This is a genomic window from Sporomusa sp. GT1, assembly GCF_014634905.1.
Classification (GTDB): Bacteria; Bacillota; Negativicutes; order Sporomusales; family Sporomusaceae; genus Sporomusa; species Sporomusa sphaeroides.
In genome coordinates this window covers 21,834-44,324 of the sequence record NZ_BMBX01000028.1, presented here as the reverse complement: position 1 = coordinate 44,324, position 22,491 = coordinate 21,834, and the positions used below count along the sequence as shown (strand labels likewise).

Annotated in this window: 16 protein-coding genes, 1 tRNA gene and 1 riboswitch; of the genes, 1 reads left to right on the top strand and 16 read right to left on the bottom strand. The window is 41.2% G+C overall.

The window, feature by feature from the left end; genetic code table 11:
* Positions 1–173: 173 nt before the first annotated feature.
* Entirely contained in the window at positions 174–1,592 is a 1,419-nt protein-coding gene (locus GT1_RS19190; RefSeq protein WP_188400064.1) for a PLP-dependent aminotransferase family protein, read from the top strand.
* 342 nt (positions 1,593–1,934) lie between these two features.
* Here GT1_RS19190 and GT1_RS19185 read toward each other — a convergent pair whose 3' ends face one another.
* The 16 genes from GT1_RS19185 to GT1_RS19115 all read right to left on the bottom strand — a co-directional run bounded on the left by GT1_RS19185 (position 1,935) and on the right by GT1_RS19115 (position 22,444).
* Positions 1,935–4,691 (bottom strand): AAA domain-containing protein, encoded by a 2,757-nt coding sequence (locus GT1_RS19185; protein WP_188400063.1) that lies wholly within the window; start codon positions 4,689–4,691, stop codon positions 1,935–1,937.
* Between the two features lie 212 nt (positions 4,692–4,903).
* A complete protein-coding gene (locus GT1_RS19180) occupies positions 4,904–5,977 on the bottom strand; it encodes a Fic family protein (RefSeq protein WP_188400062.1) in 1,074 nt (357 codons plus the stop codon).
* Positions 5,978–6,182: 205 nt separating this feature from the next.
* A complete protein-coding gene (locus tag GT1_RS19175; protein WP_188400061.1) occupies positions 6,183–8,240 on the bottom strand; it encodes a hypothetical protein in 2,058 nt (685 codons plus the stop codon).
* Positions 8,233–9,837 (bottom strand): VPA1262 family N-terminal domain-containing protein, encoded by a 1,605-nt coding sequence (locus GT1_RS19170; RefSeq protein ID WP_188400060.1) that lies wholly within the window; start codon positions 9,835–9,837, stop codon positions 8,233–8,235. The genes GT1_RS19175 and GT1_RS19170 overlap by 8 nt, the downstream gene beginning before the upstream one ends.
* Before the next feature lie 59 nt (positions 9,838–9,896).
* Positions 9,897–13,406, bottom strand: a complete 3,510-nt coding sequence (locus tag GT1_RS19165) for an SIR2 family protein (RefSeq protein ID WP_188400059.1) — start codon at positions 13,404–13,406, stop codon at positions 9,897–9,899.
* A 31-nt stretch (positions 13,407–13,437) separates the two neighbouring features.
* Positions 13,438–15,234 carry a DUF4209 domain-containing protein gene (locus tag GT1_RS19160; protein WP_188400058.1) on the bottom strand — a complete coding sequence of 599 codons (1,797 nt, stop codon included), beginning with the start codon at positions 15,232–15,234 and terminating at the stop codon, positions 13,438–13,440.
* Between the two features lie 193 nt (positions 15,235–15,427).
* Complete coding sequence (locus GT1_RS19155; RefSeq protein ID WP_188400057.1) at positions 15,428–15,736, bottom strand: hypothetical protein; 309 nt, start codon at positions 15,734–15,736, stop codon at positions 15,428–15,430.
* 23 nt (positions 15,737–15,759) lie between these two features.
* Positions 15,760–15,981, bottom strand: coding sequence for a hypothetical protein (locus GT1_RS19150; RefSeq protein ID WP_188400056.1), 222 nt, complete (start codon positions 15,979–15,981; stop codon positions 15,760–15,762).
* Positions 15,968–16,186, bottom strand: a complete 219-nt coding sequence (locus GT1_RS19145) for a SymE family type I addiction module toxin (RefSeq protein WP_223226379.1) — start codon at positions 16,184–16,186, stop codon at positions 15,968–15,970. The genes GT1_RS19150 and GT1_RS19145 overlap by 14 nt, the downstream gene beginning before the upstream one ends.
* Positions 16,187–16,853: 667 nt before the next feature.
* The gene (locus GT1_RS22810; protein ID WP_376742013.1) at positions 16,854–16,901 is read right to left on the bottom strand and encodes a hypothetical protein; all 48 of its coding nucleotides are present in this window, start codon (positions 16,899–16,901) and stop codon (positions 16,854–16,856) included.
* A gap of 212 nt (positions 16,902–17,113) precedes the next feature.
* A tRNA-Arg gene (locus tag GT1_RS19140) sits at positions 17,114–17,190 on the bottom strand.
* 86 nt (positions 17,191–17,276) lie between these two features.
* Positions 17,277–18,608, bottom strand: coding sequence for a hexokinase (locus tag GT1_RS19135; protein WP_188400055.1), 1,332 nt, complete (start codon positions 18,606–18,608; stop codon positions 17,277–17,279).
* 101 nt (positions 18,609–18,709) lie between these two features.
* Positions 18,710–19,969: a diaminopimelate decarboxylase gene (lysA, locus tag GT1_RS19130; protein WP_188400054.1), complete on the bottom strand. Its 1,260-nt coding sequence runs from the start codon at positions 19,967–19,969 to the stop codon at positions 18,710–18,712.
* A 183-nt stretch (positions 19,970–20,152) separates the two neighbouring features.
* Positions 20,153–20,327: riboswitch (Lysine riboswitch) on the bottom strand.
* Between the two features lie 44 nt (positions 20,328–20,371).
* Positions 20,372–21,526, bottom strand: coding sequence for an acyltransferase family protein (locus GT1_RS19125; protein WP_188400053.1), 1,155 nt, complete (start codon positions 21,524–21,526; stop codon positions 20,372–20,374).
* A gap of 80 nt (positions 21,527–21,606) precedes the next feature.
* The gene (locus tag GT1_RS19120; protein ID WP_223226378.1) at positions 21,607–21,849 is read right to left on the bottom strand and encodes a hypothetical protein; all 243 of its coding nucleotides are present in this window, start codon (positions 21,847–21,849) and stop codon (positions 21,607–21,609) included.
* Positions 21,850–21,991: 142 nt separating this feature from the next.
* Positions 21,992–22,444, bottom strand: coding sequence for a YbjN domain-containing protein (locus tag GT1_RS19115; protein WP_223226377.1), 453 nt, complete (start codon positions 22,442–22,444; stop codon positions 21,992–21,994).
* Positions 22,445–22,491 lie beyond the last annotated feature (47 nt).

The window sequence follows — 22,491 nt, the reverse complement described above, 5'->3', positions numbered from 1 at the left end:
AGCCTTACACCCTGTATTCTAACAGGAGGTACTTTTTTGTTCAAAACTCTTTTTTGTTCGTTACAGGAATGCTCCTCTAATTGTTTACTTTGGTATGCATTATACGTTATAATTGCTTCTATCAAAAGTGCCAATTATTTATATATTAATGGGTACAATTTAGAGGTGAATAGATGCTACTGTTAGATAAAAACTCGGATACACCATTGTATATGCAAATTTATAATCAATTTAAAAATAGAATAGTATCTGGCGAGTTGGGTGAAGGAAACGTACTTCCACCAATAAGAATACTGGCAAAAACACTGCTGGTTGCAAGAAACACTGTTGAAAGTGCCTATCAGCAGCTTTGCTCAGAAGGATATGTAGAGGCCAGGATGGGCAGTGGTTATAAAGTACAGAAGGTAGAGGCGAAAAATGGTATTAATCTGTACTCAAACCGTACTGATTTTGAACAAACGATTTCTCAGGAGCAGGCATATAGACAAGAGACAGCTCATATAGTACGGTACAATTTTCAGTATGGCAGACTGGATTTTTCAAACTTTCCGCTCCGTATCTGGCGTAAATTACTGAATCAGGTATTATTGTCCGATGATATTGTCCGCATAACTGCTTATAACGAAAAAAAGGGAGATTGGGAGCTTAGGATACAGATTATGAACTATCTTGCTGAATCAAGAGGTGTGGTTTGCAAACCGGAGCAAATCATTCTTTGCTCTGGGGCTATGTCAGCCTTGCGCTTAGTTTGTCAATTACTAATGCAAGATATAAACATTGCCGCTGTGGAAGAACCCTGCTACGATAGTGCCAGAGAAATTTTAATAAACCATAACTTTCAGGTTGTTCCTATTGGGCTACAGAGCGATGGCATTCATCTGGATCAATTACAAAACTCCAACGCCAAAATGCTCTACACCACTCCTTCACATCAGTTTCCGACCGGTATTGTAATGCCTATCAATAAAAGGCTCCAGCTTTTAGAATGGGCCGATACCAATCATACTTACATTATTGAAGACGATTATGACAGCGAGCTGCGCTATAATAGCAGACCCATTCCTTCTATCTATTCACTTGATAAAAAAGACCGTGTTATTTATATAAACAGTTTTTCCAAGGCACTTGCTCCCGGCTTACGAATGGGGTTTGTTGTTTTACCGGAAGAATTGCTGGATAAATACCATGCCAATTTTGCAAATTACCATTGTTCTATTCCTTGGCTTGAGCAGAAAGTAATGTATTATTTTATCCAGCAAGGACACTGGAACAGACTTCTTAATAAAATATCTGTATCTAATAAAAGAAAACATGATATTCTCATCAGTACCATTAGCGAGCAACTGGGCGAGCATGTAAAAATATATGGAAAAAACGCCGGTCTGCATATTCTATTGGAAGTCAAGAATGGAATGTCAGAAAAGGAACTAATCGAATCGGCCCAAAAAGTGGATGTGAAAGTTTACCCGGTATCTGATTATTGGATGAACGTACAAAGCTACTCGAATAATATGGTTCTGATAGGATATAGCAGTCTATCAGAGGAAGAAATCGTTTTGGGTATCAAACAACTGTCTTTAGCTTGGTTGTAGGCTGCTCCCTCTATTTATAAACTTTATTTTTTTGAACCCGCAAGGAACAACATAAGCGAAGGTTACATAAATATAGCTATGCCGCCGGCTATTAACCTGCGACATAGCTATATCCCTAATGGCGATCCCGTAGGATTCGAACCTGCTATCTTTTGATTCGTAGTCGCGCAAAGGCTCCATATTACGCTTCAAAACGCCACGGATATGGAAAGTCGTTATATTTCGTCACAGACCGTTACAGAACTTTTCAGCGACAATGCTGTACGTTAGTCAGATAAATAAAATCATAAATTCTACCAAGATACCCGCCATACCTTTTTTGGGCGGGTCTTATTTTTTAACCTAACCGTCTAGGATAACATTCAGTACTTGTTCTATCTCATTCTTTATTTTGAATTCTTCTCTACTGCCATTTGTCGCAAGCCGTAAAAGACGCAGGTCATGTTTATCTAAAATACTATTTTTCAATGCATCTCTCGCCAATTGCGCCGGATTGTTTTCATGAAAGGCAAAGCCATCAACTTCGATTATCAACACCGGCTTCCTATTCAGCTTGTAATAAACTACAAAATCTACAGAAGCATTATGATTTACATAGCGTACTTCTTCCGGCGTTAGCTTATCGTCATTTTTAAGTAGGTTCCGCAACAATACTTGCATGGTAAACTCAAAACAATTATATTTGTCTTCGCTAATAATGTCGTCCAGCAATTGCCACATTATGTTTTCCGATTGATACTTTGAAATATTGGGCAAACGCTTTTTGAATGCCATCAATTTACATGAATACTCCTTGTACAGTAAATCGAATACAGAAACCACTTCACTCTCAATTAGATGTTCATCTAATGTATGGTATTCGATGTAGCGAATCAGATCACTTACTTCTTTTCCCGCTTTTTCAAAAAACGAGTGATCGGTTACCAATATAAACTGATCTTGTGCTCTTGAAACAGCAACGTTTATTTTACAAGGATCATCCACAAAAGCAAGTCCCTTCTTACCGGGAAAAGTATTATCCAGAACTGTCGACATAATCATAAGTTTCTTCTCTCTGCCTTGATATTTATGTACGGTATCGCATTCCATACCATTATCATAAGCCTTTCCCGCCCTGTCCGCCTGGTTTCTGTAAGGCGTGGTAAAACCAATCTCAGTAATATCTTTTGTAACAATATGAGGATTTTGTAAAATTTCTTCGATAACATCCAGTTCCCGTTGATTGTATTTCCCCCGGCTTTCTCCTTTTGTCACTTCCCGCATATGGTTTCCCTTAACAGTACGATAGAAAATAAACGGAGTGTCATTTGTATCTTCCCGCGTAAATGGAATCAATGCACCACGGTAATATTTCTGGTTACAAAACCCAATGATTTTAGGATGACACCGGTAATGCTCTTTGAGAATAACTCTGGGCAATTCCGGGTAGAGAGCAAGCATGGAAGAAAGAATATTGTGCTGAAAATAGTCATAAATATTTTCCATATTGGCTGTTTGTATTTTTTCCTTTATCTTCTCATCCACAATATGCGGTAATTGTTTTGTATCGCCTACAATAATTGCACGTTTACAGCAGGACAAGGCTAACGCCCCTGACAACAGATCAACCTGTGATGATTCATCAACAATTAGATAGTCAAATAGATAGTTATCAGGTACGCAATTACGTAAAGAGTAAGTAGTACTGAGTACAACAGGAAACCGTTCAATGAATTTATCGAAATGCCCCTTATAAGAAGTACCCGTAAATTGTTCAACTTTTTTATCATGATAGCGACCATATAATTTCTGTTTGAATAAGCTTGTCGAATATTCCTTGTGCTGAGCCAGCAACTGCTCAAACTCCGCATTAGCCAATTCTTGCGCTAAGGCCTTCTTGCGCTGCTCAAGACCTGCTATTTTTAAATTGTAATACTCTTTTTGTAAGTTTAAAATAATAGCAATTTCATTCTCTTTTAGTTTCTTAAAATCAGTAAAGCCATATTTTATCAACAATTTTAATCTGTATGTAAGCTTGTGGGATTTGTGTTCTTCCGTTGCAAAATAATGATCGGATAAAAAAGATATAACCCGTTCCGGCGTTTTACGATAAAACAACAATCGTTTAATTCCTTCAATATCTTGATTGTCATAGTATCGATTGAAGTGTTGTCTCTCCATATAATAAGCCGCTAATTCTTGTTGAACTTTCGCCTGCTCATTATTTAAATTCAACAAATAATTGATTCTGCCATTCAAACTACTAATCTTCTCAAGTAATACACTTTCCTCAATCTCGCTTTTCCAATCGGTCACATCATACAGGGGCAGCTTCTCAAAGAAAGCCTCTCGATTTTTCTTATTGCCGAGAAAAGCCAGCAAAAAACCATACTGCTCTTTTTCCAGCTTATCTTTAACGTTCTGTACAGCTGCGTTATTGCCTGACACCACCGCCACCGACTTGCCCTGCATAATGGCAAGATTCGCAATGATATTTAAGATGCTTTGCGTTTTTCCTGTCCCAGGGGGACCTTCAATGACTGAGACATTCGCTCGTAAGGCGTTTTCCAACGCTTGCTTTTGGCTCAAATTAAAACTGAAAGGAAAGATTACATCATTAGTATCATGATTCAAACATTGTAAAGGCTTTTTAGTTAGATAACAGCCTAACACACTTTCAGGGCTTATAAAGGTTAAGCGATTATATTCGCGTTGCAAGAATTCATTTTCGGCACCGTCGATTTTGGTGTACTGTGCTATTTCCTTCCAATACTTTAAAATATCTTGCGTAGCATCATGATTTAAACAATTACCATCTACCCGTATAGCGTCTGAATTACATACTTTACTTTTCCGTTTCTCAAATATCACTTTTACTCTTCCGTTAAACTGTAATATTTGCTTTACGCCGGATAAAGGAATATTGTTGTAATATACCACTTGATCTATGATACTGGTCACTGCTGGGTTTTCTTCAATCACTACGTTTTGGCGGCTATATGGAAACGACTTTAAGCTTTTAAACATGACATTCACTTTTGTACCATGACGGGTATACGATAAAACATTTGAAGTTTCATCTTGTCCTCTAATCAAGATTAAATATTTGGTTTCATCCATGTGCTTATGTCCTTTAGTCCAAGTATTTTTATAACTTGACGGGCAGAAGGAATAAGTGTTACCTATCAACTATCATATAAATAAGAGTTGCAAAGCTAAGAACGTCTCCTGTATCTTTTTCTGCCATCTCTGTTTATATCTCAAGTAAATTGAGAATTTTTATCCAGTACTACAGTCCATCATTCCGAATTGCAAAATTACCTGAGCGTTCTTCAGGACCCTGCCGCCTGAACCACTTCAAACAATTGCTTGTTGAGATAAATTCGCTCCTTGCCAATTTTCTGCGATACAAGGAAACCAGCTTCTTCTAGCGCCGACAAATAACCGGCCGCTGTCTTGCGTGAGACACCGAGACCTGCTTCCATGTAAGCCGTTTTGGTATAAAACTCATAAAATAACAGTTCCACCAGTTCTTTTGAATAAACCCTTGGCAGCTTATTTTTTATGTCTTCCGCGGTCTTGTCCACCACTGCATTAATTTTTTTCACCAATAACAATGTCTCTTCGGCGGTTTGCTCAATGCCATCCAGGATAAAAAGAACCCATTCCTCCCAAGCCTCTTTTGTCCGTACTTCCTGTAGCAGCCGATAATAGGCGCTTTTGTTGCGTATGATGTATTTACTAAGATATAGAATGGGACTGTCTAACAGTTCTTTAAGAACCAGGTATAAAACGTTTATAATTCTCCCGGTGCGTCCATTCCCATCATAAAATGGGTGAATCGATTCAAACTGGTAATGAATGACTGCCAGTTTGATCAACGGGTCAATCGCATCATAATCATCATTGATATATCTTTCCAGGTTTGACATGAGTGCAAGAATTTCTTGTTCACTACTGGGTGGTGTATAAATCACTTCACCCGTCGTCTGGTTTTGCAAAACCGTTCCGGGTAACTTTCTGATACCGGCCCGATTTTTCTCAATGTCTTGTTGGATTTCAACAATCATATTCGTGGTCATCATCTTTTTTGCTTTGACGAGTTCATACCCTTTCCAGAGAGCCGTCCGATAGTTTACAACTTCCTTGGCCGCAGGGTTATGATAATTTGCTTGGGACATAGCCTTAAACAGTTCATCGTGAGTGGTTATGATATTTTCTATTTCGGAACTATCCTTCGCCTCATTGATGGTCACTGCATTGAGCAGAATATTCTTATTAGGCATCGTGTCGGCAAAGCCTTTTAACTCCGCCAGTGCTCTGTGGGATCTGGCCAGCTGTTTTAAAACTTTCTTAGTCTCAAGGTCAATATCAGGCGGTAAAGATTTTAACATGCTATCTTGCATCGTATCGCCCCCTTTCATTCCATTATATGGGTAATACCTTCCCATATCAATATAACGCGGGTAAAAAATTAAAAAAATTACCCACGTGTTTAAAACATGGGTAAGCATTACCTATATACATTGTATTTCGGGACTCCCACCATTTCTTTGTTGCAAATCCACATGATATACGGAGTAACGTATCGACGAGTACTGCAGTAAATAGCTATTTTGTATGTCCTTCAATATAACTGACCAACTGGTATGGTAACCACTGTTTCTCTTGCGTCTCCTTCTCCCAACACGCACTAAGTACTGCCTTTTCCTCAAATGTTAAAGCTCGATTAGCCCTGTTCGTAAAATACCAAGCCATAAGTAAATTTTGTGTAAAATTAATATCTTTATGAATTCCTCTATTTTTACATAACATGTCTAATTCCTGATACCAAGAAGACGTTCTCTGGTCATCGGCTTTAGCTAAACGCAACAAAGTAACAGCATTTGCAATCCAATGCTCTTGGGACATGTTTTCAAGTGTACGCAATGACTGAAAAATATGAGCTAACCGAGTTGATTCAAACGCATCTCGGTCAAAGAGCATTCCAATAACGTGAAGCAAAAGTGGTGTGTACCTATTTTTACTTGCACTATGTTCTTGTTGATATGCTTTTTGAAGAATGCTTGAGGCACTTCGTAATTCATTAATTTGGCCGGCATTATCTTGAGAAAGCATCGCACATTGAATATGACAAAGTGCTTTATTCCTCTTCCAATATGCAATTTGCCATCCGTCGAATTCACATAGATCCACCATATCTAAAAGTTGAATGGCTAACTGATATTCGCCAATGCTGTAAAGTAATTCGCCTACTTCAGTTAACTCTAAATTATTTAATAGGTATTGTCGCTTGCTTACCTGCTTTGATAGTATTCTGTTGTTTTTGATTGCCAAGCCTGCCTCTTGCATATTTCTTTCTAGTTCAATTAATAGCCATAAATCATCAATATACAAAGTAAATGCGTTGACAAATTCTTGTTGCTTATCTTCATTTAGAATAACTAAAAACAAGCTAATCTCTTTGAACAGCGTTCTCCATAATACTTTATCGTCGTAAGAAAGATGCTCATAACGCGCCTGACGACCATATTGTATAAGCGCAAAGAGAACTTTATCTATATAACCCCGCCTGCATGTCTCATCTACTCTGTTTAAAACACTAATTTTCAGCAACTCATGAAACAACGCTTTCCGGACATCATTAAAATATGTCTGATAATCATGTACGTCCCTTAGCCGCCACAGTCTTTGCGGAGAAGGAATATCAGCATGCTCAAAGATAGCAGTCAACTCGCTTTGCGGAAGTTTTGCCGCAGCTAATGCCGTTTCCTCTATTAGCTCGACAGTCAGACTACCGCAGAAATGTAAACCGCCTGAATCAGTAACCCAATATGTCGGATACAGGTTCATCAAATAAAGCTGAACTTTCTCTGAGATTTGGCGTATAACCGGATCGGGATTTTCCTCTAGCTTTTTTGCCAGTATATATCCGGCCCATAGCGGCTCTTTATTGACCGGAGTATATAGATAATCCACAAACTTGCCGACAACGTCATCTGCTGAAGGCCTAACTATTTGCATCCAGGAAACCAACCAATCCAATACCCAGTGGATTCGCACCTGTCTTTCTTGCCATCGCGCATTATTACTAAAGCTAGACAAGAATGCTCCAGGTATCATATCAGATATGATTAGGGCTGATATCGTTAACGTAGTCGCAATCGGAAGCCTTGCCCAGAGGTTGTTTAATAAATATCTGTCTTTTGTCTCTGTACCATCTGTCAACCTGTCCCAGACATGAGCCATTAATACTCCTTGCTGACCTGGATGAAGCAAGCCCATCAATTCTACTATGTCACTATATCCCTTATCATCCCAATGCTTATATCCAAAACGGTCAATAATCCTGAGTGGCCAGGTGGTGCTACCCGACTGATGACATACACGTCCAAATACGGCAATATCACTTTCTAGTAAGGCATCAAGACATTGCATAAGACGCTCGGATAGTACCCGCTCTGTTTCAAATAATAGCGTAGGCGGCTGATATAAATGATACGTCTCATACCCTGAAACAAAGTCAGTACATTCCCGGTAACGTTCCTTTCGCCAAATGGTTTCATACTCTCTTTCTCCTATACACTGGAATTCCTCTACCAGGCTTAGCACCTGTTCCGCGAGGATTTCAGCTCGATTTTGCCGTTCTTGCTGTAGTGGTTCAGACATTCACCGTCCCCTCCTTCCGCTTAATCCAGTGCAGTTCTGGAAATACTTCCATCCCATCCGGATTCATCGGATCAAAGTTTCCGTTCCAAGCCCTTTCAAACTCACCACGAATAGCATCGGCAATATCACCTTCCAACCGATAAACTGTACTATGGTAATCACCTAAATCTTTGAGTGAACTGCCGATTTGCCAAACTGCGTTCTCAGTAATAATAAAGCGGTCATGGAATGCATGCTTGCCTGAACGAAACCAGTTACGTACACTAAAGTTTTTTGTCTCCTTGAGTCTCTGCATCCCTGCCTCTCGCGTATGAAGCTTCTTGTAAATGGCGCTGCATCGTGTCATTGTGTCCAATATGTCTTCAATTTGCCCACCACGCCCTGTTGAAGGAGCATTGCTACTAGAAGATGCCTCATCTGCAGGGTTAAGCCTTTCACCTGAGCATTCACTTAATAATAGCCTTACGTCAAGACTAGGATTTGTTAAACCTAGTACAAGTAATGGAGACAGAATTGATATATCAATATAAGGATCCCAAATCCACAGTTCTTTGACAGCGTTTTTATATATATGATCATTAATAATTTGCCGCAGTTTTTCTTTGCTGGTTTTTTCGGCAAAACGAGTAAATATACTCCCCAGAGATCTGAGTTCCTGTCCACGATTGATTTTATACCGCGTTTGTTCTGCGTCCATCCAGGGCTGTTCACCGTCTTCATGTCCTATGTTTATAGTATTATCGCGCACAACGATATCTAGTTCTTCCTCGTCAGCTTCTTTTTTCACGTTCAACTTCCCCACCACAAGGCCCATGTCGATTTGTATTCTTCGCATTAGATAATTCCGATTAGCGGCAATAATTACCCAGTTTTCATCCTGATTTTTCTCATATAGTTCATATCCTAGTTGCACCGATTTAAATGGTATATCAATAGCTACCCAGTCTTTTTCCTCTGTCAGATCAATCATTTGCTTATAACAACATTCCTTGCCTTCCCAGGCTTCGATGACTACTCTACGTTTACTTGGCGCCACACCATCCGGCAAATAGAACACTATTTTACCGTTATCGGGATTATAACAAATTCTAGGTTGTGTATCAAAAGAAGAGGACAGAGAAATCATGCACCCTAAAAAATCTTGGAGCTTTTCAATGGTGATGCCTGTACGACTTCTAATAAACGTAAACAACTTGTCCAAAGCTTCCTCATTAGCCGTCAATACTTTAAAGCCGTTACGATACCATTGTTTTAAAGAAAAACCATGGTTCAATGTTCCCGGCCACCATTCGCTTCCTGTAGAAGAAGCCGGTATATGTGGCAAAAATACCTCTGGTCTCTTTCGAAACTGGCCGAATTTAATTAACTTTGGCACCTCACCAATATCAATACTGTATTCTCCTTTTGTCTCAATAGTATCAATAAAGACTGCAAACCTGTCATCAGTAAGGTATGCTTCAAACAACTTCAAGCTCTTTGAACCTGAAATCTGTTTCCACATTTCCTGTTGATATATTTCATCAACACTCCTTATTAAAGTAAAAACATTGTCAAAGGTATCTTTCTTGCCAGCAGCGAATATCTGTATTCTTTTCATATTTCCACTCCTTTCCCTAGTAGTCCATTAGTTAGTTAACCTTTACTCGCCCCACTACTTCAGGTTACAGATAATCCTAATCTACTGAGCGCTTCTTTCAACTGCTGTTTGGACTTATCCGATATATTTTTATCACCTAATAACTTCTCAGCAATTTTGCCATATATACCATTGGATAATTCGCCTGTTGTGAGACTATTCGCTAACCAAATCCATAACTTTGCCGCATCCTCCGGATATTTCTCACAAATGTCAACTCTTTCAAAACGATTAAGCTGGTAGCATTCTTTAATTTTATTTGTTGAAAAGCCAATAATTTTCTCAATTAACTGAGCACTATAATCCGTAAATTCAACTATCCACCGCAGCATTGCTAAGAGTTCTCCTGCTGTTAACTCTATGATCATGCGACTTCGCATATCTAACAAAGGTAACAATATATTATTCCATACCCAGTGACTATAACGCTTATCTTTTATACCCGATAAACGTATATAACTAAAATATCTCGCCCTCTGTTGATCATTGAGTTTCAGTATTACCTTCCCTAATGCTTTTGCTGCTAATGGTTTTTCTATATACCGGCTCATGGTAAGCCAAGCCAAATACTCACAATATCGCTCTGCATCAATCTGGTCTATGAAATCTACGGAAGTAACAAAATGCCGCAACAACGGGGCGATAAGTTTTCGAGAAATTTGCCCCCAAAATAAAAAGCCATCCCATGCACGCTCCGCCTGTTCTATTGATTTACACCAATCAAAAAGAGGTAATATCTTCGTTATTGCCCAGTCTGGCGCCATTGCATATAAAAAGTGGGCTTGACTAGCACAAATCACTTCTGTAATTTGTGCTATGTTTCTATTGTCGTCTAGCAACTTTGATAACCGTTCTGTAACAGCAACGATATATTTTTCATCTTTTCCTTGGGTACTGAGAACTTCTAATAACACCAGGGTAAGATCACTTACTGGATGATTAATTGCCGCATCTAACCAGCGTCGTGAAGGATCTTTCCCAAACGGAACAGCTATAGCCCAAGATAATGTGTAATCAACACAATTTAGTAGTTCATCGACTACCTGATGCGTGTACTCATCAAATCCCCTCTTAGACCTGCTTTTTAGAAATGAAGCAACTGCATTACCTAAATGCTCTAGCATTACAATGTTCTGTATTTTTTTGAATAATAACTCCTGTTGCTCATGGGTTAACTCTGCATCACCCAAAATACCCAAAAGGGTTCTACTTAAATGGTGGGCATTCTTATTGTCTTGCTGCCAAAGAATATCTGCGATAGATATTGCCCACACCAACTCTTTTGCAACTTTTTCCCTAAAAGCTATTTCGAACTTTTCCTTATTGCTGTTTTTGTTAAAGAAATCATTAGGTTGAGCAATCTCATCGTACCACTGTAAAGCCGATATAACATTACCTTCTAAAAGTGCGGAAATATCTATTGTTACTGTTTCTTTATCTGAATCTGTTGTTTGATATTCAATACCAGCATCTTCTAACAATGTTTTAATGGTCTCTACTGCTGCAGCTAACTGTCTACTTTCGCTATGTTTCTCCGCCATACTTTTTAATAAGTAATACGTTCGTAGGCTGCGATTATGATTTAATTTTCCATCATCTGGATCATGATATACTAGCTGTAATAAGGTGCTGATCGCCTCTTCTTTTATTGCCGGTGACAAGTTTATAAAAATTGAACCAAGTAATTGATATGACTCCCTATAGAAAACAGTCCAATGCAATATTTGTTTGTGGAGTAGCCATTGGTACTTTTTATCTTCACTCCAGTTGGCTAGGGAAACTGCATAAAGCGACAGACGCTGTAACATCGGTATTTTTGAATCATTCCACGCGACAATCAACTGCTCTAAGTATGCCTGGTGATTCTCAGCATACCATTGGATCAAATCAACCGCAGCATCAAGCAGTGGGTCCATTGGCCTAATATGAGTAAAATTATCATCGCTTATTTTTTTGACAATGGTCTCTCTCCTACAAGAAACTTCGTCGAGTTCGCGTGACCATCCACCCTGCTCAATCAACATATAATAAGCTTCCGTTAGATACGCGGTAACTAGGCTTTGTACTTGATCGTGAATGTCTGGCAATCGGTTCCGTAATACTCTCTGCCAATACTCACACAATTCTTTCGGATCATTTGACCGGATAGCAATTGACGCAAGCACTGGCCTTTCTTTTTCGCCTTCTTCAGTATATATATTTCTATTAAATTGAATCATTGGTTTGATTAGCCGAGAAAAAATCGCCCACTCCAAATAACTAGGGGTAGGTACTTTTTTATCCATTAACATGTTCTGCAATGTTTCCCAATGCGCAGGCAGTGTTGCATCTCTCAGCAATACATAAATCCAAGCAACCAGTCGCCCAGTAGAAAAATCTATTTCTCGGTAGCAAATGGCCCAACCAATCTCGTACCATAAGCCATAGCTAAGTTTTTGTTTGGCAAGCTCCTGCAATACCAAGTTATTTGCATTTTCAAAGCATGGCCCAGCTATCCATGTAATGTACTCCTTAGAGGAATCTTCAGTCTTAGTAAAAGGATCAAATAACAATTGCACTTCTTTAATATGCTTAATTGCCCATTCAAACCATAATTCACCCGCAGCGTAACGGCAAAAATGTTTTTGTCGATTTACTTTTGACAAACTCCTTAACAAATAGTCCTGGTCTTGAGGAGTAAGCAATGTTTCTTTCTTTGTTGTCAGAAGGTCCCGCATGCGGACTTCATGCTCCAATTCGCTCATGCAATATTGCTGAGCAATATCCTTAGCCACATACAACATGGCTTTATATTTTTCGCTACCAGATTGCTCAAATAATATGGGTACAATGTCCAGTTCGTCCCATTCGCGGCGAGCATCGTTTCCTGTAAAGGCATAGTGTTTATTGGCACACACCGATAACCCGCTGGTAAGATAACGGACCAACGGATCGCGATTACTATAGCCGATGAATAAGACAGTGTATTTTGCAAACATAGCTTGAAGAAATCGTGCTGCCCAGGCATAATTCAAATAAGCTTTGCCGAAATCCTCACCAGTCACAACGATACTTTCTTTATTATCAACCCGGCCATGTAAATATACGATGCCCTGAAACCTATCTCCTAAAGGTACGGCAGGAGCAACATACTCCGGTACTGTCCAACCTAATTGCTTAGCAACAGTACTAAGATGGGGGTCAAAATTTGTTGTAACAATTCGCACGCTATTGTCGCTTCCAAACCAACGAAGGAGATTTTCATGCCATTCATTCGGCTTAGAATCTGGTGGATTTATTTTTTCAAGTACTTGCTGGTGTACATCATAGCCTGCTTTCACAACTTTACTTAAATTGTAGTCTAGCGACAGCTTATTTGAAAAAGGCACACCTGCTTCTTTACAAATGTCTTTTGTTAGTTTTACGAAGTCCGGTAAATTTGAAGGGGCAAGTTTAGAGATCCCAGCTCCAAGAAACAACACTACCTGCTCTTCTTCCAGTTGCTTCAATAAATCATCAGGAATGTTCACACCATACTCTGTCATTCTCATACCGTCGGACTCTCCATTTCCTAAAAATGCCTTAACTGTTCTCACCCAAATCAGCTTTAACCAATTTGAAATTAAAGAGCATACAAAACAACTGCAGGATAATCATAGCGTACTTAAGAGTAAATATAACTGATGAAGCTAGCCCATGGGCAATATCATTTCTTATGTTCCAACCGGTTTGTGCTACCATGACAGTCTCTATGTACTTATGAATATCAATCCCTAGCGTTTCCTTCACTTCTGGCCGGCTTAAGAATTCCCCAAAAACCTGTTCATGCTGGAACTCGCCCTCTTTAATAACCGTGGTCGGAATATTAATTGCAAAAAACATATCACGTAAACATGCTTCGAATTGTGGAATCAAAATATGTAATGCACTAATATAGTCCTCTGCCAAAAATCTTTCAAAACCGGTTCTAATCAGGTTTTCTCGTTTCGGTTCATAAAAATCCCAATCAAGGTATTTCTGAAGCAATGAGCCCGCAGATAAGCCTTTTGCTTTCATGATGCCAAAAATCGGCATTAAAAGAAATATGGATTGTAATTCTAAGCGCCAGCAGTACTTTCGCTTAAATTCCAGTTCTTTCTGTTCCTCATACTCCGTTGCTTGAGCGATCCTCCTACCATCTGCTATAACCGAAGTAGGTATTCTTGCCCCTAATATAAATTCTTTAAAAGTTTCTTCGATATTTAAATATAACTCAGAGACATCAATAATTAAATTTGGGTCACGTGCAAGAGCTTCTAATATTCTCTCTACACTTCCCAATTCTCGATACCAAGTGAGAACTCGTTCTATATGCTGCCGAAACTCTTCCGGTATAGTCATAGGTGTCATAACCGCTTTAAATTCATTTTCTTGTTCCGCCAAATATGCTTTTTTTAACTTAACTTTCAATTCATTGACTTTGTTGGTTGCGCCAACGTTGAGATAGTGGCGGAGGGCCATTTGCAAAAAACCAGCTTTGACACCTTCTGTTTTTTCCACTCTTCCTTGCTGATGCTCTGCTTCTAGTTCAAACGACAAACCAATCTCCAAATTCAGATCATTTATCGGCTGCTGTAATTTCTTGTTCCAGGCAACCAAACAGGAACACACCCAGCGATGCAATTGGAGATTTTTTTCTTTTAACCAAAAATCACGCGCTTCATCTAATTTTTTTAAGGCTAACTGTGTTATTTCCCTATCAATCATTAAGTTCATTTTGCTATTATCCATAACTTTAAGCAAAATATCTGAAGGCTCAATAACCCATCGGTAGGAATAGATTGAGCCTATTCCAGATAAAAAGTCTGCTATTTCTTCGATAGATTGTTTAAGCAAATCTTCTTTTTTATAGCGCAAACAAAGTTCGGTAGCCCTAGATAATTGATCAATTGCGTAAAGGTATTCATCACGCTTTTCTTTCGTTGCCAGTCTGGCAACTTGCAATAAGGCCGGAACTAGATTACAAAAAATATCATACTTATTTTTAAACTTCTTTTCACCTTGATAGTCAAGCAATATATCGCCATACCGGCTCTTCAATTGTGGATTTAAACTTTTTGAAAATCGTTCTGCATAATAGTCCAGCTTTTCTTGTGAATATTCATCAATAAAATCGGGCATTCGCCGTTTATATGTCTGTGGATTTATAACAAAGCTTCGTGTATATAACTCTAAAGCATCCAATTCGTATTGAAGTAAATCTACAATTTTATTGTTTTTCTCAGCATTAGCCTCACCTCTCAAACTTCTCAGCGGATTGCTTAGAGTGGATAATTCCAGTACAAAACAATGCTCATCCATGTCTTGGATAACATTTTTAAAACGATTTTCTAATTCCACTTTAACTACCGCCTCTCTGACTTTTAATTTTTAGTCATAAAAGTTAATTCTTCACCATGTAAGGCTCCTCTAAACCTAATAGATTTATGATTAATTATACCATAATATTCCTTTATTAGAGGAACCTAGAGATTTATAAGTCCTTTAAAAGAATAAATTGTAGATTACTGCCATAAAAAAAAGCCGCCGGCATTCACCGGCAGCCTCCCTGCAAAAACTGAACAACCATCCCCAGCGTCAATACCCCGCCGGCCAGCACCACCAGCCAGAACACCGACAGCAGCAAGCTGTGATCGGCACAGTACCGGACACTCGCCTGGTCCTTCCGGTCCAGTGCGTTCCAGTAGCAAACCCACAGTGCGGCCTCCACCCGCCACCCTCTTACGATCTCGTCCCACATACCGCTGCACCTCCGTTCGTCAGCAGCGGCTCTCCCGCCGCCGTCACCCGGAGGGGCGCAGCGAAAGCGGAGCAGGCGCAGCCTTGACCGGTGTGATACCATGAGAAGACCGGCGGCGTGGAGGCCTAGTACCGTCTTTTCCTGAATACGGTCATTGCCGCACCTAAAGCCCCGATTCCTTCATCTGGGATGAAGCCGTAACAGGTCACCCGTTCCTGGTAATATTTCAGCGCAGCCGGTGTCAGTTGCATCCATATCCATTCAGAGCCGTCAGGGCTGGTCACCAGACGGCCCCATAGCCCTTTACCACGTTTTATCTTTTTCCTAATCTGTTCAATGGCCATCATGACTGTCTTCTCCCGCTTCTCGCCGCCGGGCTTTAATGAACAGACCGCCATTACTTTCGGTTACTTCGATTTTTGCCCCGCTTGAAAAACCAAGGTCCTGGAGCCATTTACCCTGCAGCCGGATAAGCGGCCGCCTGTCTTTCCCCTGATTGAGGTATGTATAGTAGACAGTCAGAATGCGTGAACTTTCCCTTTCACCGGACAAATCTATACCCCCTATCGCAAGCTGCAGCAAGCCCCTTCTGCTTGACCGGCCCTGCCATTGCTTTTTATAGGGGGAAATTAAAAAGCGCATGCGAGGTTTTTAACCCTACACATGCGCTTTGCTTCGTCGTTTGCTAAAGCCCAAACCCAATAAACCGGAACAAAACCGGCTGTCAACAGAAAAGCTGTCAGTAAAATATGTACGCGAACTTTGCCTTTCCGTTGATGGGATCAGGAATAGGCTGAATCATCTGCTGCGTCAAGTCGCACAGCCTGCTCTCATGCCAACACCCTACTATACCCGCACCTCGCTTGTACTTCAGCGAGCGTCATTGTATAATAGAAATGTCGTCGTGGACAGCTAAGCTGTTACGTGTAGGTGTTCTGGCACCTGCGCGAGCCTGGAAGTGCTCCAACACTTTCAGGTTACGGCGACTCTTTAATTTCCACCTATTGCTAATATAGCCCTTTCTGAATGAATTGCAAGTCAAGCGAGACGGACAGACCAGGATTTTTTATTGACTGATTGCATATTTTACAATCTATGGGTATAATATAAGAAAAGGACTGACGTGCTCGACACACGCCAGTCCAACAGACTGTCTAACCGAACGGTTAGCCCGGATTACGTTATTGAGAAATAACCGCAAACCATGGCGTGGGAGCGGTTATTTCTGTTTTATGATGAGCACAACAAGTGTTGCGAATGCGACCATTAAGTACATTGCCTCAAATGTTGACACCATACCACCCCCTTCCTGGAAGGAAGGAGCCAACCGTTCCCCGACAGCCTGTTACGCTTATTATAGCATAATGTTCCAGACTGGAAAAAGAATTTTAAAAACGTACCAAGGAGCAACATAAGGGACAGTTATATAAATTAAAAAATGTCGCAGGCTATTAACCTGCGACATATCTATATCCTTAATGGCGACCCCGGCAGGATTCGAACCTGCGACCTTTTGATTCGTAGTCAAACGCTCTATCCAGCTGAGCTACGGAGTCATGTGAACTTGCTACTTGACTATTATATTACGCGAATCGAATATTGTCAACATCAGCAAGTAACTTTTTTATGTTTCAATAACACCCTATCTCTCATTGCAATACTTTCCCTTATATACAGTTGCGGCCGCAATGGCGGCGCCGATACCTGAGCCGTCTTTACTAAGCCTGATAGTAATTTGCTTGGCTTTGTCGCCAAACATCTCCACCATGGTATTAGCCAATTGCTCGGCATATCCAGGCATTTTTTCGTACAAAGCCCCATCAACGGCAATCGTATGCTGGCGGACGAGACCGGGGTCGATTTTAGTCAATATTCCTGCCCAGGTGGCTGTCACTAAACGGGCGGAACGCATCGCCACCAACCTGGCAATCGTCTGAATTGCCTTGTACCCACTTACCTTTAACTGGGTAATCCCCCAGCGGGCGGCTGCAACAGCAGCTACAACCTCCAGCTCTGGTGATGTATCACCAAGTATTGCGGAAATATCCTCAGTAGGCAGTGAATAAGGAACCGACAATCTCTCAGAGCCGCTGGAAATATGTCCATCTGCCGCGAGCGAACCGACAATAAGCCGCACCAGTTCCCCTAAATACTGGCCTGAAACCATTTTTTCCAATCGCTGGGCGCCCGGCTTTTCGCTGGCCTGGTCCAAAAGAATATCATATTTTGTTTGCTGCACCCCGTCAAAATTGCCTGACTCCATATTAACAATCATCGGACGCTTGGTCAGCGGATGGCAGGACTCCAAATAACAACTATTGTGTCCGGTACCGCAAATAGCGCCAATCGTAGTGGCGGGATCACTATAAGCCCCAGTGAGTAACGTACCGGTAGTATCATTAATAACAGCTTGTAATCTAACCCGCTCCAGTCCCCTATTTTCTAACGCAGCCTGCAGCATTTGCCCCACATCCCGGCCTTCCACTCCGGCTGTCTTGATTTCTTTGGTCCAATTGATCAATACAGCTTTATCTACCCCTTGTTGACGGCAGGGAAAAGAAAATGTATATCCCAGCGGATATATACCACTGTCTGATACGATCTCACTAATCTTGCCGGCGATAAAGTCAAATAGCTCAGGCCCGGACGCTGACACAGCCGTATAGTCATAATGGCCCAGCTTGTCTTTGAGGGGAAAAGCGCGTCTCGCAACAATACGGCTCCGGCCTGTTCCAACCAGTTCAACCAGCAACACACGCACATTAGTCCCGCCAAAATCAACGGCAATAACCTGCCCCTGTTCCTGACCCGTAGGACTGCCGATAAAGGACGGCAGCATCTTGAGAGAACCGGACCTGCCAGCCAATCCCTCGGACATAGCTTCTTGAAACCGTGAAGCTATGTCCTGCAGTAAAATGGCAGATATAGCTAGTTCCTTCTCAAGCCTAGCTACTGCTGTGTACAAACGTTCCAAACCAATCACCTCCAAGGATAGTAACAGTATGCTCCCCGCCAACACAGGCTTAAACAAAACTTCACCCGGCAATAGCCAAGTGAAGTTTGTCAGATAAATTCCTATTTTTCCAATGCCGCAAAATCCAGGGTAGCGAAATAATCCTCAATGGTTTCAGCCCGACGAATAATTTCTACACTGCCATCCTGTTTCAGCATAAGTTCTGCAGAACGCAGTTTGCCATTATAATTAAAGCCCATAGCATGACCATGCGCCCCGGCATCATGGATAACCACGACATCACCAATGTCAATCATCGGCAGCTTGCGGTTAACGGCAAACTTGTCATTATTCTCGCACAGTGAGCCGGTAACATCATAAATATAGCCTGCCGGCCAATCTTCCTTACCCATCACAGTAATATGATGATAGGCTCCGTATAAAGCAGGACGCATCAGGTTAGCCATACAAGCATCCAAGCCGACATAGTTTTTATAAATTTCTTTTTTATGAAGAACAGTTGATACCAGATAGCCGTAAGGACCGGTAATCATCCGACCGCATTCCATAGCAATTTTAAGCGGCGCCAGACCATTGGCGGCGATTTTTGTTTCATATGCCTTTTTAATACCTTGGCTGACGGCAAAAAGATCAACAGGCTCCTGCTCAGGCTTGTAAGGAATACCGATACCGCCACCGAAGTTAACAAATTCGATCTTAATATCCAAGGTACGGTGAATTTCAAGAATAAGGTCAAACATCATATTGGCAGTTTCAATAAAAAATTGCGGATCCAGCTCATTGGAAATAATCATGGTGTGAATACCAAAACGTTTTACCCCCCGGGCCTTCATAACGCGATAAGCATCCATGAGCTGCTTGCGGGTTAAACCATATTTGGATTCTTCGGGATTACCAATGATGGAGTTGCCACCCTCACGCAACGGGCCGGGATTATAACGGAAAGAAATCATTTCCGGAATACCGGCATGTTTATCTAAATAGTCGATGTGACTAATATCATCAAGGTTAATGATTGCGCCAAGTTCGCGTGCTTTTTTAAACTCAGTCGCCGGCGTATCGTTGGAAGTTAATATAATCTCCTCACCCTTCATTCCAGCCTTTTCCGCTAAAATGAGTTCAGGCAGTGAGCTGCAGTCAGCCCCCAGCCCCTCTTCCCGCAGCACTTTTAGGATATAAGGATTAGGAGTAGCTTTTACAGCAAAATATTCCTTAAATTCAGGCGCCCAGGCAAACGCCTTTATCAGCGTGCGGACATTCTGCCTGATGGCCTCCTCATCATAAATGTGAAACGGTGTGGGATATTGCTTAATCACTTCCGATAATTGTTCTTTTGTAAACGGTAATTTTTTTTCAGCCAATTGTTTCGCCTACCCTTCAATAAATAAAGTATAAAGAAAACACGGTTTTGCACCAAGCCTTTGGCAACGGTGAAAACCGATGTTGCTCTTAGCCTGTTCCTAAGAATCTCTGTTAAGACATAAAAGGCAGCCTGCGCTAAATCCCGCAAACTGCCTAAAGAGACGACATTGTTCTTGTCAGCTGTGCAAGATAGCACTCCACCTGAAACATTCAGGTGACAGTCAGGCATTTCTTAAATGCAAGACCAGCAAAAGTTCCCGGCCAAAACTTTCACTTCGGCGGTCAGCCCCTTTCAGTATCATCATTGCTGCCAGCTCTCGATACTTACTCTTGGTCTGCCGCACCTCTATCGGAAAAACATTATTCGAATATGTCTATAATATCAGTACACTCAGGCAATGTCAATATCTCGGAGACGAAATCTTACTATCCTGCCTGACATTGCCGCCAAAGGCGGGAATTCGCCTTAGCAATAGTTCGGAGATAAGATAGCTGAGGATTACCGCCAGACCGGCTGACAGAAAAAACTTTACAAATGGGCCGGTATGCAAATTAAGTAAAGCATAATTTAGAGAAAAAACCGGAAATTGATGGATAAAATAGATGGCATATGAATTAACGGCCAAACGCCGCCAGAGGTAGTTCCCGCTATTTACCCAGCGTTGAAAGACAGCTAGGAGTGCAAATACAGCACATAAACAAAATAGGGTGTGTAAAAAAGCATTTGCTGCCAAGCCTGGTAAAGCCATATTGTTTGCCAGCACAACTTTACCGCCGAAAAACAGCCCACCGGCAACTATTGCTGCCACTGGCCAACGTACCGGACAGGGACTATAGCCATCGGCAGTAAACCATTGACGGCGGCAAGCATATATGCCCAGCATAAAATACAGGACGTACAAAACAAATCTCGTAGGCTGAATCATCAAAATGTATTTAACGTTTACCCAGTCATAATCATTGACCACCGTATTCATGGCAAAGAATCCGGCGCTACCCCCAAGCACAAATAATGCTAAAAAAGCGGCTGATGGCTTGGCGGCTTTAAGCGGTGTGGCCTTTATCCAGCCACGGCTGTAAATCAGAGCCAATACCAGACAAAACAATGTCAATGCTCCTAAGAACCAGTAATGCGCCTGCTGATAGGAACTGCCAAAAAACAAATTAAACCAGTAATACAAATATGCTGGCGGCGTCTGAGAGCGGGTAACATAAATAAAATAAGTAACTGCAGGAGCTAGAAAAACAACACCGATGACCCAGGGAATCATTAACCGGATGACTTTATCGCGGACAAATTCAGCTACACTACGTTTAGCTAACGACTTAATGGCAAAATACCCGGCAATAAAAAACATAACAGGCATTATAAACACATCATTCCCTAGCACAAACCAATTAAAGAAAGCATGCCGCTGCGAGTCAAGAACATACCACCACCACGGAGCATGAGGCATGTAAGCCATAGCCGCATGGAATACTACCACCAGCAGCACTATAAATGAGCGCAAATTATCGAGAAAATAAACACGCTTTTCACTGCCTGCGCTTTGCATATCTTCCGCCTCCTTATAGCATTGTTTGCCATAAGGTACATATTCCATTTGCAATACTAGTTTCCTGCTATTTCCCAACCTTATTTATCCCGGTAATAAGACCAGACACAATGTAATCCGCGCATCGTAGCACCACAGCGGCAGCCGGCTTGCCCACACAAGCGGGTACAAATCTCAACGCCTGACACCGGCTCTGCTTTGCCACCCTTTTTTCTTTCCCGCCAAAAAGATATTTCTTGCCTTGGTGCCTTATTTCCTAATGTGCAAAACCATTGCCAAAATAACATACTATCAACTCCCAGTATCCATACTATGTGCCGCATACCTTCTGGCATTAGTATAAAATAACCGGCGGAGAAATGCAGTGACTAACATCACACTTACAGTATCCCGGGAAACAAATTGCTATCATTCCAGCAAGAAGGCGGAAACCTATCTTCGACAATAGGTTTCCGCCTTGAAATTTTATTCTGCCCATACTTTGCGCATTAAGACAGGATATTCTTCTGCCAAATGCGTTAAGATTACGTTCATGATAGTATACACCATCGATCCATTAGCCTGTTCTGCCTCGCACAAAACACAACAATCCAGGCACAAATCTCCATCGGTTGTCACATAATACTTAAAAACCTTGTACTGACGGTTTAATTCATTAATGTATTCCAAAATCGCCTGTTTATTTGTCTCTTTAAGTGCCTTTGGCGCGATTTGGAGACGCAGCATGCCGTAAATGCTGTCATCCAGGATGACCACAAGAGGAATTCTCTGGCCTGCGATCTCCATATGCGAACGGAAAGCTGTGGTATTCAATTCATCGTTAATGTCTTCGGCGTTAAAGCAGTCGATGTTATTTTCCTGCAAATACTCTTGAAATGCCTGCGCCCGTTTGTTCATTTTTCTTCCTCTCTTTCTCATGATTAGGATTTGCCGGCTGAGAAAAATTCCGCAGCCGGCATTTGACC